General features: G+C 60.6%; 17 protein-coding genes. 15 read left to right on the plus strand and 2 right to left on the minus strand.

Features of this window, described 5'->3' with window-relative positions:
* Nucleotides 1-16 precede the first annotated feature (16 nt).
* The 15 genes from ACSVIK_RS08995 to ACSVIK_RS09065 all read left to right on the plus strand — a co-directional run bounded on the left by ACSVIK_RS08995 (nt 17) and on the right by ACSVIK_RS09065 (nt 16,014).
* A complete protein-coding gene (locus ACSVIK_RS08995; RefSeq protein ID WP_442443998.1) occupies nt 17-940 on the plus strand; it encodes a branched-chain amino acid transaminase in 924 nt (307 codons plus the stop codon).
* Nucleotides 941-1,024: 84 nt separating this feature from the next.
* Nucleotides 1,025-2,068, plus strand: a complete 1,044-nt coding sequence (gene waaF / locus ACSVIK_RS09000) for a lipopolysaccharide heptosyltransferase II (RefSeq protein WP_442443999.1) — start codon at nt 1,025-1,027, stop codon at nt 2,066-2,068.
* 1 nt (nt 2,069) lies between these two features.
* A complete protein-coding gene (gene waaC / locus ACSVIK_RS09005) occupies nt 2,070-3,074 on the plus strand; it encodes a lipopolysaccharide heptosyltransferase I (protein ID WP_442444000.1) in 1,005 nt (334 codons plus the stop codon).
* A 9-nt stretch (nt 3,075-3,083) separates the two neighbouring features.
* Nucleotides 3,084-4,208, plus strand: coding sequence for a glycosyltransferase family 4 protein (locus ACSVIK_RS09010; RefSeq protein ID WP_442444001.1), 1,125 nt, complete (start codon nt 3,084-3,086; stop codon nt 4,206-4,208).
* Nucleotides 4,205-5,011 carry a lipopolysaccharide core heptose(I) kinase RfaP gene (rfaP, locus tag ACSVIK_RS09015; RefSeq protein WP_442444002.1) on the plus strand — a complete coding sequence of 269 codons (807 nt, stop codon included), beginning with the start codon at nt 4,205-4,207 and terminating at the stop codon, nt 5,009-5,011. The genes ACSVIK_RS09010 and rfaP overlap by 4 nt, the downstream gene beginning before the upstream one ends.
* A complete protein-coding gene (locus ACSVIK_RS09020) occupies nt 5,012-5,977 on the plus strand; it encodes a glycosyltransferase family 9 protein (RefSeq protein WP_442444003.1) in 966 nt (321 codons plus the stop codon).
* Nucleotides 5,974-6,708, plus strand: a complete 735-nt coding sequence (locus ACSVIK_RS09025) for a lipopolysaccharide kinase InaA family protein (RefSeq protein WP_442444004.1) — start codon at nt 5,974-5,976, stop codon at nt 6,706-6,708. The genes ACSVIK_RS09020 and ACSVIK_RS09025 overlap by 4 nt, the downstream gene beginning before the upstream one ends.
* The gene (locus ACSVIK_RS09030) at nt 6,705-7,448 is read left to right on the plus strand and encodes a lipopolysaccharide kinase InaA family protein (RefSeq protein WP_442444005.1); all 744 of its coding nucleotides are present in this window, start codon (nt 6,705-6,707) and stop codon (nt 7,446-7,448) included. Before ACSVIK_RS09025 ends, ACSVIK_RS09030 begins: the two co-directional genes overlap by 4 nt.
* Nucleotides 7,448-8,893, plus strand: a complete 1,446-nt coding sequence (locus ACSVIK_RS09035; protein WP_442444006.1) for a lipopolysaccharide kinase InaA family protein — start codon at nt 7,448-7,450, stop codon at nt 8,891-8,893. The genes ACSVIK_RS09030 and ACSVIK_RS09035 overlap by 1 nt, the downstream gene beginning before the upstream one ends.
* Nucleotides 8,894-8,905: 12 nt before the next feature.
* Entirely contained in the window at nt 8,906-10,660 is a 1,755-nt protein-coding gene (locus ACSVIK_RS09040) for a carbamoyltransferase family protein (protein ID WP_442444007.1), read from the plus strand.
* Entirely contained in the window at nt 10,647-11,777 is a 1,131-nt protein-coding gene (locus ACSVIK_RS09045) for a glycosyltransferase (RefSeq protein WP_442444008.1), read from the plus strand. Before ACSVIK_RS09040 ends, ACSVIK_RS09045 begins: the two co-directional genes overlap by 14 nt.
* Nucleotides 11,777-12,823 carry a hypothetical protein gene (locus ACSVIK_RS09050; RefSeq protein ID WP_442444009.1) on the plus strand — a complete coding sequence of 349 codons (1,047 nt, stop codon included), beginning with the start codon at nt 11,777-11,779 and terminating at the stop codon, nt 12,821-12,823. The genes ACSVIK_RS09045 and ACSVIK_RS09050 overlap by 1 nt, the downstream gene beginning before the upstream one ends.
* Before the next feature lie 31 nt (nt 12,824-12,854).
* The gene (locus tag ACSVIK_RS09055) at nt 12,855-13,805 is read left to right on the plus strand and encodes a glycosyltransferase family protein (protein WP_442444010.1); all 951 of its coding nucleotides are present in this window, start codon (nt 12,855-12,857) and stop codon (nt 13,803-13,805) included.
* Nucleotides 13,806-13,896: 91 nt separating this feature from the next.
* Complete coding sequence (locus ACSVIK_RS09060) at nt 13,897-14,793, plus strand: glycosyltransferase family 2 protein (protein WP_442444018.1); 897 nt, start codon at nt 13,897-13,899, stop codon at nt 14,791-14,793.
* 36 nt (nt 14,794-14,829) lie between these two features.
* Entirely contained in the window at nt 14,830-16,014 is a 1,185-nt protein-coding gene (locus ACSVIK_RS09065) for an O-antigen ligase family protein (RefSeq protein ID WP_442444011.1), read from the plus strand.
* Here ACSVIK_RS09065 and ACSVIK_RS09070 read toward each other — a convergent pair.
* Nucleotides 16,011-16,625, minus strand: a complete 615-nt coding sequence (locus ACSVIK_RS09070) for a lipopolysaccharide kinase InaA family protein (RefSeq protein WP_442444012.1) — start codon at nt 16,623-16,625, stop codon at nt 16,011-16,013. The two genes, ACSVIK_RS09065 and ACSVIK_RS09070, sit on opposite strands and share 4 nt — an antisense overlap.
* 37 nt (nt 16,626-16,662) lie before the next feature.
* A complete protein-coding gene (locus ACSVIK_RS09075) occupies nt 16,663-17,211 on the minus strand; it encodes a hypothetical protein (protein ID WP_442444013.1) in 549 nt (182 codons plus the stop codon).
* Nucleotides 17,212-17,475 lie beyond the last annotated feature (264 nt).

Genomic DNA, 17,475 nt, shown 5'->3' on the forward strand with positions numbered 1-17,475 from the left:
TTGAGGAGCAGGCAAGATGTCGATGTCCGACCGTGATGGCGTGATCTGGTACGACGGCGAACTGGTACCGTGGCGCGATGCGACCACCCATGTGCTGACCCACACCCTGCACTACGGCATGGGCGTGTTCGAGGGCGTGCGGGCCTACAACACCCCGGACGGCACCTCGATCTTCCGCCTGCAGGCGCACACCGACCGCCTGTTCGACTCCGCGCACATCTTCAACATGCAGATCCCCTTCTCCAAGGAAGAGATCAACGAGGCACAGCGCGCCGCCGTGCGTGAAAATGGCCTGGAAAGCGCCTACCTGCGCCCGATGGTGTTCTTCGGCAGCGAAGGCATGGGCCTGCGTGCCGCCGGCCTCAAGGTGCACGTGATCGTCGCCGCCTGGCACTGGGGCGCCTATATGGGCGAAGAGGCGCTGGAAGCCGGTATCAAGGTGCGCACCAGCTCCTACACCCGCCACCACGTCAACATCGCCATGACTCGCGCCAAGGCCAACGGCAACTACATCAACTCCATGCTGGCCCTGCAGGAAGCCATCTCCGGCGGTGCCGACGAAGCCATGCTGCTGGATCCGGAAGGCTACGTGGCCGAGGGCTCGGGCGAGAACATCTTCCTGGTCAAGGACGGTGTGGTGTACACCCCGGAAGTCACCTCCTGCCTCAATGGCATCACTCGCAGCACCGTACTGACCCTGGCCGCCGAGCACGGCATCAAGGTGGTGGAGAAGCGCATCACCCGTGACGAGGTGTACATCGCTGACGAGGCCTTCTTCACTGGCACCGCCGCCGAAGTCACGCCGATCCGCGAAGTCGACGGTCGCCAGATCGGCGCCGGCCGTCGTGGCCCGGTCACCGAGAAGCTGCAGAAAGCCTACTTCGACCTGGTCACCGGCAAGACCAGCGCGCACGCCGAATGGCGGACATTGGTCAAATAAGCGGCAGGCTGCAGGCTGCAGGCTGCAGGCGGTTCGTAGCCGCTTCTGCCTGCGGCCTGAAGCCTGCGGCCTGAAGCCGCTCTTATGAAAATACTGATCGTTGGGCCGAGCTGGGTAGGCGACATGGTGATGGCGCAGACTCTGTTCCAGTGCCTGAAGCAACGCCACCCCACCTGCGAGATCGACGTGCTGGCCCCGGACTGGAGTCGGCCGCTCCTCGAGCGCATGCCCGAGGTGCGTGCCGCGTTGAGCCTGCCGTTGGGCCATGGCGTGCTCGACCTGGCCACGCGTCGGCGCATCGGCAAGTCGCTGGTCGGCCAGTACGACCAGGCCATCCTGCTGCCCAACTCGCTCAAGTCTGCGCTGGTGCCCTGGTTCGCCGGCATCCCCACGCGCACCGGCTGGAAGGGCGAGATGCGCTACGGCCTGCTCAATGACATCCGCACCCTGGACAAGGCACGCTACCCGCTGATGATCGAGCGCTTCATGGCGCTGGCCTTCGAGCCTGGGGCGATCTTGCCGCAACCTTATCCACAGCCGCGCCTGCAGATCGACGAGGCGAGCCGCGACGCCGCCTTGGCCAAGTTCGACCTGCAACTGGATCGCCCGGTGCTGGCGCTGTGCCCGGGCGCCGAGTTCGGCGAGGCCAAGCGCTGGCCGGCCGAGCATTACGCCAAGGTGGCCGAGGCCAAGATTCGCGAGGGCTGGCAGGTCTGGCTGTTCGGCTCGAAGAACGATCATGCCGGCGGCGAGGATATCCGCCTGCGCCTGATCCCCGGGTTGCGCGAGGAAGTCAGCAACCTCTCCGGGCAGACCAGCCTGGCCGAGGCCATCGACCTGATGTCGGCGGCCACTGCTGTGGTGTCCAACGATTCCGGGCTGATGCATGTCGCGGCGGCGCTGAATCGACCTTTGGTGGCGGTCTATGGCTCCACCTCGCCGGCCTTCACTCCGCCGCTGGCCGATCGCGTCGAGATCGTTCGTCTGGGGTTGGAGTGCATCCCCTGCTTCGAGCGTACCTGCCGTTACGGGCACTACAACTGCCTGCGCGAGCTCAAGCCACAGCCGGTGATCGAGGCGCTGGAACGTCTGGTCGGTGACGCCCTGATCCTGGTCGAGGGCGACTGATTTGCGGGTGCTGATCATCAAGACCTCGTCGCTCGGCGACGTGGTGCATACCCTGCCGGCATTGACCGATGCAGCCCGCGCCATTCCCGGCATCCGCTTCGATTGGGTGGTGGAAGAAGGCTTTGCCGAGATCCCCGCCTGGCATCCGGCGGTTTCCCAGGTCATCCCTGTAGCCATTCGTCGTTGGCGCAAGCATCCGCTGCGTACCTGGCGCAGTGGCGAGTGGGCGCGCTTCAAGAAGCGCCTGCGAGAAACCCGCTATGACCTGGTAATCGACGCCCAGGGCCTGCTCAAGAGCGCCTGGCTGACCCGCCATGTGGCTGCGCCGGTGGCCGGGCTGGATGCTGATTCGGCGCGTGAGCCGCTGGCCAGCCGCTTCTATGATCGGCGCTATGCGGTACCCAAGGATCAACACGCCCTGGAGCGGGTACGTCAGTTGTTCGCCCAGGCGCTGGACTACCCGCTGCCGTCCGGCACTGCTGATTACGGGCTGAACCGTGCGGCGATGATGGATGCAACAGCGCAGCGCTATCTGGTGTTCCTGCATGGCACCACCTGGGCCAGCAAGCACTGGCCGGAAGCCGACTGGCGCGCCCTGGCCGAGCGCATGGACGAGCTGGGTTGGGCCGTGCGCCTGCCCTGGGGCAACGAGGCGGAAAAGGCGCGCGCCGAACGCATCGCCGCCGGGCTCGCCCATGCTGCTGTGCTGCCGAAACTGAACCTGGCCGGTGTGGCCAAGGTGATCGCCGGTGCCAGCGCCTGCGTCTCTGTCGATACCGGCCTCGGCCATCTGGCGGCGGCGCTGGATGTGCCGAACATTTCCCTCTACGGCCCGACCCTGCCAGGCAAGGTGGGCGCCTACGGCCGTAGCCAGATTCACCTGTGCGCCAGCGGCCCGAACGCCGGCAGCGGTGACCGTGACAAGCCTTGCTTCGATGGCCTCGGCGCCGAGCGCGTCGGTCTGGAACTGGAGGCGCTGCTGCTGGCGCCTCCCGGCACCCTTTAAGGAGCGGCTATGCAACTGGCCTTCGTTCTCTACAAGTATTTCCCCTTCGGCGGGCTGCAGCGCGATTTCATGCGCATCGCCCTGGAGTGCCAGGCGCGTGGCCATGCCATTCGCGTCTACACGCCGATCTGGGAAGGGGACAACCCCGGCGGCTTCGATGTGCGCGTGGCGCCGGTGCGGGCGCTGTTCAACCATCGACGCAACGAGAAATTCAGCGCCTGGTTGCAGGCCGATCTGTCGCGCGACCCGGTCGACCGGGTGATCGGTTTCAACAAGATGCCGGGCCTCGACGTGTATTACGCCGCCGACGGCTGTTTCGAGGACAAGGCGCAGACCCTGCGCAACCCGATCTACCGGCGTTGGGGCCGCTACAAGCACTTCGCCGAGTACGAGCGCGCGGTGTTCGCGCCGGAGTCGAAAACCGAGATCCTGATGATCTCCGAAGTGCAGCAGCCGCTGTTCATCAAGCACTACAAGACCCCGCTGCAGCGTTTCCACCTGCTGCCGCCAGGCATTGCCCAGGATCGCCGTGCGCCGGCCAATGCTGCCGAGATTCGTGCCGAATTCCGTCGCGAGTTCTCACTGGCCGAGGATGACCTGCTGCTGGTGCAGATCGGCTCCGGCTTCAAGACCAAGGGCCTGGATCGCAGCCTCAAGGCGCTGGCCGCGCTGCCGCGTGAGCTGCGCAAGCGCACGCGCCTGATCGCTATCGGCCAGGACGATCCCAAACCCTTCCTGTTGCAGGTCAAGGCCTTGGGGCTGTCCGATCAGGTACAGATTCTCAAGGGTCGTAGCGATATTCCGCGCTTTCTGCTCGGTGCCGACTTGCTGATCCATCCGGCCTACAACGAGAACACCGGCACCGTACTGCTGGAGGCGCTGGTGTCCGGCCTGCCGGTGCTGGTCACCGATGTCTGCGGCTATGCCCATTACATTGCCGATGCCGATTGTGGCCGGGTCGTGCCCAGCCCCTTCGCGCAGGAGCAGCTCAACCGCACCCTGGCCGATATGCTGGCCGATCCCGAACGTCGTGCGTTCTGGGGGCGCAATGGGTTGGCCTATGCCGACAGCGCCGATCTGTACTCGATGCCGCAGAAGGCTGCCGACGTGATTCTCGCGGAGAAGCACGCGTGAAGCTGATCCTCGCTGAACCCTTCAAGAGTCTGTGGGCGGGCCGGGATGCCTTCGAGGCCGTCGAGGCGCTCGAAGGCCAGGTCTATCGCGAACTGGAGGGGCGCCGCACCCTGCGCACCGAGGTCGATGGCCGTGGCTATTTCGTCAAGATTCATCGTGGCATCGGTTGGGGCGAGATCGTCAAGAACCTGCTCAGCGCCAAGGCGCCGGTGCTTGGTGCTGGCCAGGAATGGCGTGCTATCCAGCGTCTGAGCGAGGCTGGCGTGCCGACCATGACCGCCGTGGCCTATGGCGAGCGCGGCAGCAATCCGGCGCAGCAGCATTCGTTCATCGTCACCGAAGAGCTGGCGCCCACCGTCGACCTGGAGCAGCTCAGCCTCAACTGGGCCGAGCAACCGCCCAAGCCCACGCTCAAGTGGGCGCTGATCGAGCGCGTGGCGCAGATGACCGGTGGTATGCACCGGGCTGGGGTCAATCACCGCGACTGCTATATCTGCCACTTCCTCTTGCATACGGATCGGCCGATCCAGGCCAGCGACCTGCGCCTGTCGGTCATCGACCTGCACCGCGCCCAGGTGCGCGACGCAGTGCCGCGCCGCTGGCGCGACAAGGATCTGGCCGCCCTGTATTTCTCGGCACTGGACATCGGCCTGACCCGCCGCGACAAGCTGCGCTTTCTGCGCACCTACTTCCAGCGCCCCCTGCGCCAGGTGCTGCGCGGGGAGGCACGCCTGCTGGCCTGGCTGGAGCGCAAGGCGGCGAAACTGTATGAGCGTAAGCAGCGTTATGGAGATCGACTGTAGATGTCGAAGAGCAAGACATTGATCGCCCCGGGTATGAAAATCGCGCTCGTCCCTTGCCCGGCACTCGGGGATACCTCCCTGTTCCTGCGCCTAGCTTGGCGCCTGCAAGCCGCCGGCGCGCAGGTCACCCTGGCTTCCGTCTCGTTGGCATCGGTGCGCGACTACTTGCCGGGCCTGGCTATAGTGGGCGGTACTCCCGATGTTGCTGGTCTGGCAGTGTGCAACGATCTGGTGATCTGCGCCATCGACTGGCAGATCGAGCTGCCATTGAGCAATGTGGCTTATCTGGCGGGCAAGAAGCTGCCGCGTGGGTTCAAGCCCGAGCAGCAACCGGTTTTGCTGCAGGGGCGTGAGATCGCTGGAGCACATAACGTGATCTGCCGTGACCCCAAGGCTGGCAAGACCATGGTGCAGTGGATCGACCTGTACGCTCAGGAGGTGCTGGGGCTAGACCTGGGTCAGCCGGTTGCAGGCCTGCAGGCGTTACCTGACGTGGCCAATGACGCGGATCGGCGTGTGGCTATCTTTCCGACGACGCCCCATGCCAGCAAGAACTATTCACCCTCCGGGTTTCGCCGTCTGGCGCGTCGTCTGGTTGCCAGGGGGTGGTTGGTCGAATTCGTCGGTATTCCGTCTGAACAGCACATGTTGAGTGACGAGTATCCCGGTTATCCCGTGCATGCATTCAGCGATCTGAAAGGGCTGATCGACTTTCTGCGCACCTGCTCGGTGGTTGTCAGCAACGATTCCGGCGGTGGTCATCTCGGCTCTCTCATGGGGCTGCGCACCTTCACAGTGACCCGACGCCGTAGCGATTTCACCTGGCGTCCGGGCTTCAACGAACTCAACTGCGTGGTCAATCCGGTGCTGAGTTTCAAGTGGCTCGGCAAGACGGTGTGGCGTCCTTTCATTCCGCTACGCCGGATTGTCCAGGCCTTGCCGAACTGGAAAGGAAGACAGGCATGACGGCCTGGCGGCAAGAGTTGCAGGATCCGCAGTTGCTCAAGGCGTTCGGTACGCTCGAGGCGGTGTTTGCCCTCGAAGGTGAGCGCTTGACATCCGACCCTCTGTCCGAGGTCATCCGGGTTGATATCCAGGGGGTGCGTTATTACGTCAAGCGCTATTGGGGGGCAGGCAAGGGATTGCGGCGCTATCTCGGGCGGCCAAGGGTCAAGGCCGAGTGGCAGAATCTCAAGTTGTTCGCCAAGTGGGGCATCCCTACCGCACCGATAGTGGCCTATGGGCTCGAGCGCAAGGTTGGCGCGTTCGTACGGGGGGCATTGGTCACTCGTGAACTCAAAGGCACCCTGGATCTGGCGGAGATGGCGAACAGGCGCGATACGCGTCTGGCTGATGCCCGTTGGGTCGACCGGATCAGCCGGCAACTGGCCGATGGCACCCGAACCCTGCACGACCACCACTTCACCCATAACGACCTGAAGTGGCGCAACCTGCTGGTCAACGACAACGCCGAGCTGTTCTTCATCGATTGCCCCACTGGCAGTTTCTGGTGGGGGCCGTTGCTGCGCTACCGCATCGTCAAGGACCTGGCCTGCCTGGACAAGGTCGCCAAGTATCACCTGTCGCGCACGCAGCGCCTGCGCTTCTATCTGCAGTATCGAGGGCGTCGGCGCCTGAGTGAGGGCGACAAGCGGCGTGTGCTGCAGATTCTCAAGTTCTTCGAGGGACGCGAATGAGCGATTTCATCGCAGCGCAGGATCGCGCCCTGCTCGAACGCCACGGCCTCGCCAGTTTCGACGCACTGTGGTCGCTGAAGCTGGAGGCGGTGGATGAGCCCAATACCGAGCGAGGTGGCTGGAGCACGGTGTATCGCCTGGAACTGGACGAGCGCGCCTTCTACCTCAAGCGGCAGAGCAATCACCTGACGCGCAGTCTGCTACACCCGTTCGGCGAGCCCACCTTCGCACGTGAGTTTCGCAATATCCGGCGCTATGCCGACCTGGCCATCCCCGCCTTGCAGGCCGCCTTCTTTGCCGAGCGCCGCGTGCCGGGCGAGCGGCGTGCGGTGCTGCTAACGCGCGCGCTGGATGGCTGGCTGGAACTCGAACACTGGCTGATGCAATGGTCTGGCCTCGACGGCGCCAGGCGTCTGGCCATCCTGCGTGCCTGTGGTGAGCTTGCGCGCTGTCTGCATCAGGCGGGGCAGATTCATGGTTGCTTCTATCCCAAGCACATCTTCCTGCGTGAGCGGGACGGCCGCTTCGAGGCGCAACTGATCGATCTGGAGAAAACCCGCCCGTTGCTGCTGGGACAACGTGATCGCATCAAGGATCTCGAACCGCTGTTGCGCCGCGCCAGGGTCTGGAACGAGGCCGAGGTACGTGAACTGCTGGTGGCCTATCTGGGCGGCATGGCGGATGTGGATACCTGGTGGCACCTGCTCGAGGCACGCCAGCGTAACAAGGAGGCACGTTAATGGGCTTGAGCGAACTTAGCCAGGCCGGGCGTACACCTACACTGCCGCTGGCGCTGGATATCGCCGGCGAGACGCTGGTGCTCGAGCGCCTGCTGCGGGTGCTACCTGGGCAGCGTTATGTCGCTGTGGCTCATTGGCAGGGGCGCCAGGTGTTGGCCAAGCTACTGGTCGCCAGCAAGGCGCAGCGCCATTTTCAGCGGGAGCTGGAGGGCGCCGAATTGCTGGCCGGGCAGGGCCTGGTCACGCCCGAGCTATTGGCACAGGGCTTCGTCGAGGGGCAGGGCGGCTGGTTGCTGTTCGACTATCTCTCCGGGGCGCAGAGCCTCTGGGATGCCTGGCGCCAGGCCGCTTACGAGCCGCTGCTGAGCGATGCCCAGCAGGCGGTGCTGGCCGAGGCGCTAGGGGCGATCGGGCAGATGCATGCCCAGGGCCTGTGGCAGTCCGACCTGCATCTGGACAACCTGCTGCGGCATGACGGCCGCCTGTACCTGATCGACGGTGGCGGCGTGCGCTGCGAAACACCGGGGCAACCGTTGTCACGGGCAAAGGTGCTGGAAAACCTCGGGGTGTTCTTCGCTCAATTGCCGGCCGAGCTGGATGCCGTTCTCGAAGAGCTGCTGATTCACTATCTGCTGGCCAACGGCGAGCATGCCCTGCCATTGGAGATGCTCCAGGCGGAAATCGCCAAGGTACGGCGCTGGCGCCTGCGTGATTATCTGAAGAAGGCGGCGCGCGACTGCAGCCTGTTCGCCGCGCGGATCGGTGCGTTCGGTCTGCGCGTGGTACGCCGCGAGGCCGAGCCGGTCTTGCAGCCGCTGTTGGCCGATCTGGATACTCGGATCGACGCCGGGTATATCTACAAGACCGGCGGCGCCGCTACCGTTGCGCGGGTGGAGCTCGATGCTCGGCCACTGGTGGTCAAGCGCTACAACGTGAAGAGCTGGCTGCACTGGCTCAAGCGCTTCTGGCGGCCGAGCCGCGCCTGGCACAGCTGGCGCGAGGGCAATCGCTTGCAACTGCTGGGTATCGCCACGCCGACGCCACTGGCGGTGATCGAGCGGCGCTGGTGCTGGCTGCGCGGTCGCGCCTACCTGATTACCGACTATTGCGGCGGGCAGGATATAATCGCGCGTTTTGAAGCATACAAGCAGGCAACGCCCCCGGAAAACGAACTGCTGGCGCTGGATCGTCTGTTCGCAGCGCTGCTGCGTGAACGCATCAGCCACGGTGATTTCAAGGGGCACAACCTGTTCTGGGATGACGCGCAGGGTGCCTGGTCGCTGATCGACCTGGATGCCATGCGTCAGCATCGCAGTGCGCGCAGTTTCGCCCGGGCCTATGCCCGCGACCGCGCCCGTTTTCTGCGCAACTGGCCGGCGGACTCCGCCCTGCACCAGTTGCTCGACCAACGTTTACCGCAGGTGCCCGGCACCTGCCCGAATTAGAGGCTCAAACCTGTGGCACTGACCATTCTCGGCCTGTCCGGCGCCCTCAGTCACGATCCGTCCGCCGCGCTTTATATCGACGGCAAGCTGATCGCGGCCGTGGAAGAGGAGCGCTTCGTGCGCGACAAGCACGCGAAGAACCGCATGCCCTACGAGTCGGCCAAGTTCTGTCTGGAGCAGGCGGGCATCAAGCCCTCGGACGTCGATGTGGTGGCCATTCCCTTCGCCCCCATCAGCATCTTCGAGAAGGCCCGCTGGCAGTACGCCAAGCGTTACGCCTACGCGCCGGATCGTGCCCTGGATGCCATCCTGTTCGGCAACCGTCGTTACAAGCGCTACAAGAAGCGTATCGAGTGGTGCCTGGTGCAACTCGGCTTCGACCTGAAGAAGGTCAAGATCGAACCGGTCGAACACCACCTGGCGCACGCCTCCAGCGCCTACCACTGCTCGGGTTTCAAGGAAAAGACCGCGATCCTCGGCATCGACGGCAAGGGCGAGTACGCCACCACCTTCTTCGGCTACGGCGAGAACGGCAAGATCCACAAGATCAAGGAGTTCTACGATCCTGATTCGCTCGGCGGCCTTTATGGCGCAATCACCGAGTACCTGGGCTTCGAGATGCTCGACGGCGAATTCAAGGTCATGGGCATGGCGCCCTATGGCGATGCCGCCAAGTACGATTTCTCGCGCCTGGCCAAGTTCGAGAACGGCGAGCTGATCATCAATACCGAGTACGCCAACGTCATCGGCTTCCGTCGCTACAAGGAAAACGGCAAGGGTTACTACTTCTCGCCCAAGCTGATCGAGTGGCTGGGGCCCAAGCGCGAGGGTGACATCGCCGACGATCCCTACATCCATTACGCGGCCAGCATGCAGGCGCTGTTCGAGAAGCTGGCACTGCAGATGATGGAGTACTACCTGGGCGACATCCTCAAGGAAACCGGCAAGATAGCCTTTGCCGGTGGCTGCGCGCTGAACGTCAAGCTCAACCAGAAGATCATCGCCCGTGACGATGTGAAGGAGCTGTTCGTGCAACCAGCCTCTGGCGATGCCGGCACGGCCGTTGGGGCGGCGGCCTACGTGTCGAACCAGCGCGGCGTGCCGGTGGAAAAGATGGAGCATGTCTACCTCGGCCCGTCCTATTCCAACGAAGAGGTCATCGCCGCCTGTGCCAAGCACCCGAACCAGCCGGTGTTCAAGCGCATCGACAACACGCCCGAGCGTATCGCCAAGATCATGGTCGACGGCAACCCGGTGGCCTGGTTCCAGGGGCGCATGGAGTTCGGCCCGCGTGCTCTGGGTGGTCGCTCCATCATCGGCTGCCCGAGCGTGCCGGGCGTAGCCGACCGTATCAACGAGCAGATCAAGTTCCGCGAACGCTGGAGACCCTTCTGCCCGTCGATGCTCGACACCGTGGCGCTGAAGATGCTCAAGGTGGATCACCCGAGCCCGTTCATGACTTTCACCTTCGAGGTCAACGAAGAGTGGAAGGAGCGCGTCGGCGAGGTGGTGCATGAAGACGGCACCTCGCGTGCCCAGGTGCTGGAGCGCCAGTACAACCCGCGTTGGTACGACCTGATGCTGGAGCTGGAGAAACTCACTGGCAATGGTGTGTCGCTGAACACCTCGCTCAACCGCCGTGGCGAGCCGATGATCTGCTCGCCGACCGACGCGCTGAACATGTTCTATGGCTCGGATCTGCAGTACCTGATCATGGAAGACATCCTCGTGGTCAAGGACGGCAAGGACTGGTATGACGGCGTCTGAGCAGGCTGCTGGCCAGGCGCAGCGCTGGGTTCTGCAGTTCTGCCACGGCTATGACGGCCCCTTTCTGGACTGCGCACGGCAATACGCCGTGCTGTTCAAGGGCACGTCCTACAAGGTCTGCACCGTTTACCTGACGGGTAAGCCGTCAGCGGAGGTCGAGCGTGGCTCGGCTTCCGACGAGGTGATCTTCCTCGACTATTCCAGCGCCCAGGTGCGTGGCCTGAAGTTGGCTGCGATCCGCGACTTCCGTCGAATCGCTGCCTCGCGTGACTTCGCCCTGTGCATCGCCCATCGCTTCAAGCCGATCTACGTCGCCCTGCTGGGCAGCGATCTGCCGGTGATCGGCGTGCATCATGCTTTCGGCGACTACAAGCGCCGTTCCCGGCAACTGTTCGCCAATTTTTTCCGCAAGCGCCTGGCGCTGCTTGGGGTGTCCAATGCGGTGCGTGACGATATGCGCGCCTGTCTGCCTGGTTGGCCGGCCGAGCGTATCGAGACCTTGTATAACCGCATCGATGTCGAGGCCGTGCAGGCCGAGCAGGTATCCCGCGAGGCCGCGCGCGAGCATCTGGGGTTGCCGCAGGATGCCTGGGTGGTCGGCAACGTCGGCCGCCTGCATCCGGACAAGGATCAGGCCACGCTGATTCGCGGCTTCGCCCAGGCCTTGCCGCAACTGCCGGCAGGCAGCCTGCTGGCGATCATGGGCAGTGGTCGCCTGGAGGCACAGCTCAAGGCTCTGGCGGCGGAGTTGGGCGTTAGCGAGTCGGTGCGCTTTCTCGGCCAGGTGCCGCATGCACGTCGCTACTTCAAGGCGTTCGATGTGTTTGCCCTGACCTCCGACCACGAGCCGTTTGGCATGGTGTTGCTGGAGGCGATGGCGGCTGAGGTGCCGGTGTTGGCGAGTGACTGCGGTGGGGCGCCAGAGGTGGTGGATAAGGCGGAGGCTTTGTTTGCCTTTGCCGATGAGACGGCGCTTTGTGCACGTCTGCTGAGTGCAGCCAACGCAGGTACTCAGCCGAGTGTGCAGAGTATTCAAACCCCTTTCAGTGATGCAGGCGCCTATGCCCGTTTCTGGTCGCTACCGATGCTGTGCTTCATGCAGTCGAGGGCGTCGTGATGCCTGAGCGCGTATCGAAGCAACTGGTCTATCTGGTCTACGGCGGCAAGGTCGAGTATCACCAGGAGGCCAAGTACAGCATTCTTTCTGCATTGCATCATGCGCAGGGGGCGTGCCCGCGTATCCTGCTCTACACCGATGAGCCCGCTCAGTTCATCGGTTGGCCGGTCGAGGTGATCGCGCTCGATGATCAGACCTTGAGGGCTTGGACGGGGCCGGCGAGCTATCTGCACCGGCGCAAGGCAGCCGCCATCCGCGACGCGTTGCAGTATGCCGAGCAAAGCATTTTCATCGATACGGATACCTTCTTCCTGGCCTCGCCGGTTAAGCTTTTCGAGCGTCTTGCAAAGGCTCCATGGCTGGTCGATGAGATCGAGGGCGTCTGGAGGGAGTACCAAGGCGATGAACTGCATACGGTGCTCTCGCCTTACTTGGCCGAGCAATATGGCATTGATCAACGGATGTTGCTGATCAACTCCGGGGTTCTGGGCTTTCGGAGCGATGCCTCTCTGCTTATGGATGAAACGCTGAGGCTCATCGATATCCTGCACCCGATGGTTCCCAAGATTCATATCATCGAGCAGTTCGCCGTGGGCGTCGCTGCCAGGCATCTAGGGCGGCCAGAGGAATCCCGGGGGGTAGTCAAGCACTATTTCTCCGGGAAGAACTACTGGCGTCATATGGTCGCTGCATTCTTCCAGCGTCATGGCGAACATTTCTCTGCGCAGGCCATAGAGGCTGTTCGAGAAGTGCCAACGGATAAGCCCAGACCTGTCTGGTGGCACCGTCTGAACTTTCGTTTGCGCAGCGTCTTTCTCTCCTCTCGGATGCGTTCCCATGCCAAGTTGGCATATTACGCGACGGTGCTATGCGCAGATCCTTATGCCAAGGCTTGTGGTCAAGGCTATGCGCAGGAGTTGCGGCGAAAGGCCATTCCCGAGGGTGAAAGCCTGAGCATACAGCCTTGGAGCAGGGTGCTGACCCGGCAGCAGAGGCAACGTCTGGCCAAGTTGCTGGGCGAGTCAGCTACAGGTCACGTCCTGTGATTCTTCCTAGTACCGTTTTCGAGGTGACCCTGTGAAGGTGCTTTTTCTGGTTCAGGCCGAGCAGCGAGCGATACTGGATAGGTTGTATGAAGGCATTGCCGAGGCGTGCGAGAGTTGTGACATTCGCTGGCTGAGCAGTGATGAACAGGCCAATCTGAAGCGTTATTTCCGCGATCATGTTGATCTGTCTCGCTACGACAGAATCCTTTTCTTTCTGCGCTTCAAGAAAGAGATGCGTCAATGGCGCTTCATCCGCACTTTACCCAACCTGATGATTCTGGAGCATGACGCTTATCAGAACTATATCCCGTGCAAGTACACGGGAAAGTTCAGTGCGCATTATCGGCGTATGCCCTGGGTGCGCATCATCAGCTCTGGTGCTCAGGTCAGCCAGCGTCTGCGTGACGAAGGCTTCGATGCCTGCTTCGTACCCAAGGGTTACGATCAGGCCTTGCTCTCTTATCAAGGCCGGGAGCGTGATATCGAGCTGGCCTTCGTTGGCAGCACCAAGAGTGTGGCCTACAGTGGGCGCAAGGCGTTGCTCGACGAGTTGGGACGCCATGAGAACCTACTCGTGACCAAAACAAATTCAGGTGAGGAGTACTGCGAGACTCTCAACCGCATTCGTTTCTTCGTCAGTGCGGACGTGGGAATGGGCGAGTACATGATCAAGAACTTCGAGGCGATGGCCTGTGGTTGCGTGCTACTGGCCTATGACCAAGGTGAGGTCGAGAACTCGGCACTGGGTTTCGTGGATATGCACAATCTGGTCTTGTATCGAACGGTGGCTGAGCTGAGGGAAAAACTGGCCCTGCTGAGAGCCGAGCCTGAGCGGGCACAGCGTATCGCCCAGGCTGGGCGGCTTTTGGTCGAAGAAAAATATGGTTTCAATCGTATAGGTCAGCAGATAGCTGACGCCATGCGCCCTACACCTCGAGCCCCACAGCGTAGGGCGAGCTGGCTGGTGTGGCTTGGTTTTTGAGCGAAGCAGTTTCTCGGTTCTATCAGAATTTTTTGAATGGCCATTAATGCGTGATGGCTTTTGTCCTTCAAGGTGAGCGTTGGTGAAAGAGATTAGTGAAGAGAAATGTGTCGGTGAGGAAGACTTTTTCCCGCTCATTTCCGTGATTATCGCATCCTATAATCACGCGCCTTACATAGAGGCCAGCATTCGTAGTGTCATGCAGCAGACATACTCGAATTTCGAGCTGCTGGTCATCGATGATGGTTCCAGTGATGACAGTGTCGAGCGCATCACCCGCTTGCAAGCGGAGTATGGCTTTGACTTTCAGGTTCAGCAGAATTGCGGCTTGAGTCGAACGCTGAATGCAGCCATCGCACGGAGCAAAGGGAGTCTTATCGTTCCTTTTGGGTCCGATGACATCATGCGTCCTCAGCGGCTAGCCGTTCAGGCCGAGTACATGCAGAGCAAGCCTGAGGTGGGTATCTGCTCGGCCAATATCGATATTATCGACAGCAACGGACAACCTCTTCCTGAGAAAGAGCAGAAACAACGTCATCTGCCTTTTCGGCGTCTGGATTTCGATGATCTTTTCCTTGATCTCAAACCGGGGCCGCAGGCTGCGACCTTGATGTTCAGGCGTGAGGCGTTGGCGGCCGCCGGGGGGTTCAATCCTGAGATTCGTCTCGAGGACGTTTACATCTGTCTGAGCATTCTCAGGGCTGGATATTATATTGACATTCTTCCGGATGTTTTGGCTGACTACAGGAAGCACGAAAGCAATACCTACAAGCGCTTGCGCTTCATGGTGGAAAACATGCTGAAGACCTATGAGGTTTTCTCGGATCATCCCGCTTATGAGCGAGTCAAGGAAAAATACTTGTGCTCTATGTTCTTGAAGTCTGCTGGGCGTGATAAGGAACTGGCGCGTGAATTATTAGGTGAGTTGCCCTTGCGTAGTTGGAATTCCAAGGTGCTGCGCGGTATTGGCCGTTTGTTGTTTTCTTGATGAATCTTCGTGTGATTTTGCTGTGGGAACTGGTTAATGTGGCGTGAAAGACTATATGAAGGCTATGTTCGCTACTGGTTGCCAGTGGCGCTTGTGCTGTTTCTAACGGGTATGTTCTGGGTGGGCGACCGCTCTTTGTATCACAAGCTCTATTATGCCTCTCTGGCCTTTCCTGCATTGATCGTTCTGGTCGCGTCCCCATCGCGATTCGTCTTTTTGCGGCAAGAGCCTCTATTTTTATTGTTCTTGAGCTTCTCTGCCTACGTTATCCTGTCTCTTGCATGGGCAGCAGGAGAGATCGATTTCTCGAAGATCAAGCATCCGCTTTATATAGTCATGTTGATATTGGCAGTGGCAGCTTTGGCCGAGCACGATATGCGACGGCTCATTCAAGTCGTTGGGCTTGCTGGCGTGGCGGCTGCATTGTTTGCGGTCATAACCATGATCCTATATTTCAAGGGTAATGGGCCGCCATCACGCTTGGAAGGTTTCGGCGCGTTATACAACCCTCTGCTGACCTCGCATGTTTATGGCTTTTTTGCAGCCTTATGGCTGGCAGCCCTCATGAGCTCATCAAGGGCATGGGCTGGCAAGTTGATCATGCTCATGATTCTGGTGCTTTTGTTATTTTTTACCGGCTCGCGAACTCCCTTCATGGCTTTGGGCGCCTGTTTCGTCTGGTTGATTATCATGGTGGCGGATCGGCGGATCGTCTGGCTACTCATGCCCGCAGCGATAATCTGTGGCGTCGGTTTATGGTTCTTTGGCGCCGAGTTGCTTTCCCGGGGGCTGTCTTATCGGCCGCTGATCTGGGCTGAGACCTGGCGCCAGATCATGCCGGTACTCTGGTTCGGTCATGGCTACGATACGGTTATCGACATCACTGTTCCGGGGTTGAATGTACTGCTGGCAGACCCGCACAACCTGACCTTGGGGGTGATTTATCAAACAGGTTTGGTTGGCGGGCTGATGTGGCTGGCGATCTATCTGTATAGCTTCTTCAAGTCATGGCAGATGAGGCACTCTGGCTTGGTGCTGATAAGCTCAACTCTTCTGATATACGGATTTGTGGCTGGAATGACCGAGGGCTCGTCATTCATGTCGCGCCCCAAGGAGCACTGGTTCCTGATATGGATACCCATTGCAATCCATCTTGCCGTATTACGTAAGGTTTCTAGCAAACGCAAAGCAGCGGAGAAAGAGGTCGTGGCCGCTCATTAAGGGGCCATGACCTTTTCATGCAGTGTCTTGAAGGGGAACTCAGCCATAAGACCTTTGTGCTTTAGATAGCGCTCGAAGTGGACCAGATTCCTTCGGGCCTTATGGCGTGAAAGGGGACGTGACTGGAAACTCAGGTCGGCGATATCGATTAGGCCTAATCGTTTGTCCGGTGTCAGCACGATATTTCCCAGGTGCATCGAACGGAAGTAAATGCCCATTTGATGCAGCGTTCTAAAAAACTCCGCAAGTTGCTCAAGGAGAGGCGCGCTGATTCGTTGCTCTCTTTCATATAGCGAGCTGAGTGTCGTACCAGCCAGGGCCCGATAGCGAATGGCTGTCCAGCCTGCCTTGGGAAGCCTGAAGAGTTCCAGGGGTGCGACTGTTGGTATGCCACGCCGATGGAGCTGTTCAGCATTGCGCCAGAAACGCACCGAGTAGGGCGTCAATAACGCAGAAGACAGGAGGCGCTTGCGCCTGAACAGTTTCAGGTAGTCGCCATTCTCAAGGAGATAGACCTTGGTTCCATAGCTGTCTTCTTCAATGCTTCTGGCGTTGGCTACGAGCTTATCGAAGTTCGCTTGCGATATCGGCTTTACGATGGGGGTGGTCATGTCGGGGAATACTACACCTTGGTGCTAGGCGCGCTCTTCAGGCTTCAGAGTTCATGGCTGTCGCGCGCAAATGGCCAAGGTGTTGTTTGAGGTCTTGATGAAATTGGCCCGCCAGAGTACGCAAAATCGGCTGGTTCAGCCATAGATTTAAGGTGGAGGCATCAAGTCGGCGGCTCATGCGTCGCTCTGTATTCTCCAGGGCTTTTTCCCACCATGCCGCCGAGCAGGCACGATCAAATTCGTTCGGGTATCGGTAGCAGCCGTAGAGCACTTCTCGCATGAACTGACGTTGCTCTGCCGGTACAGCCAGAGTGAAGAACTTCTGCAGGCAGCGCAATGGCAATGGGGGGCGAGGCAGGTGCGCCTTGATAGAGGTGACATCCTTGAGTGCCTGATTGCTCAATGGCGACTGACCGTGCTTGTCGTGCCAGGCCATTATCTTGGCCCTGAACTGCGCCTTGCGGCTCCAGTAATGGTGCAGCAAATCTGGACACTCGCGGAGCCGAACCTTCTCATGCGCCGCCAGAGCGAGGCATATCTCCTCAAAGGTATAGACTTCGCCCGCTTCTTCGTGGAGTTCGTCCATCAGCCGTATCGAGTTTTCAAGTATATGAGCGTCCGTCTTATGCAGGCCTATTACCCCTGAGTTGGTCTGGCGTAGCGATTGGCTCAGGAGCCCTTGCCGCGTGAGAGCATCCTTGAATAGCTGTGGATGATCGCTGTCGATGAGGCGCTGACCAATGCTGTTGCACAGCAAATATCCAGGTCTGATTCTGAGGAATCCCCACAAATCTACTCCAGCGCCCGAGCTTGCCGGTGAACCTCGTCACGTAGCAATAGCTCCATCTTG

Source organism: Pseudomonas sp. NCHU5216, from assembly GCF_052156495.1.
Classification (GTDB): domain Bacteria; phylum Pseudomonadota; class Gammaproteobacteria; order Pseudomonadales; family Pseudomonadaceae; genus Aquipseudomonas.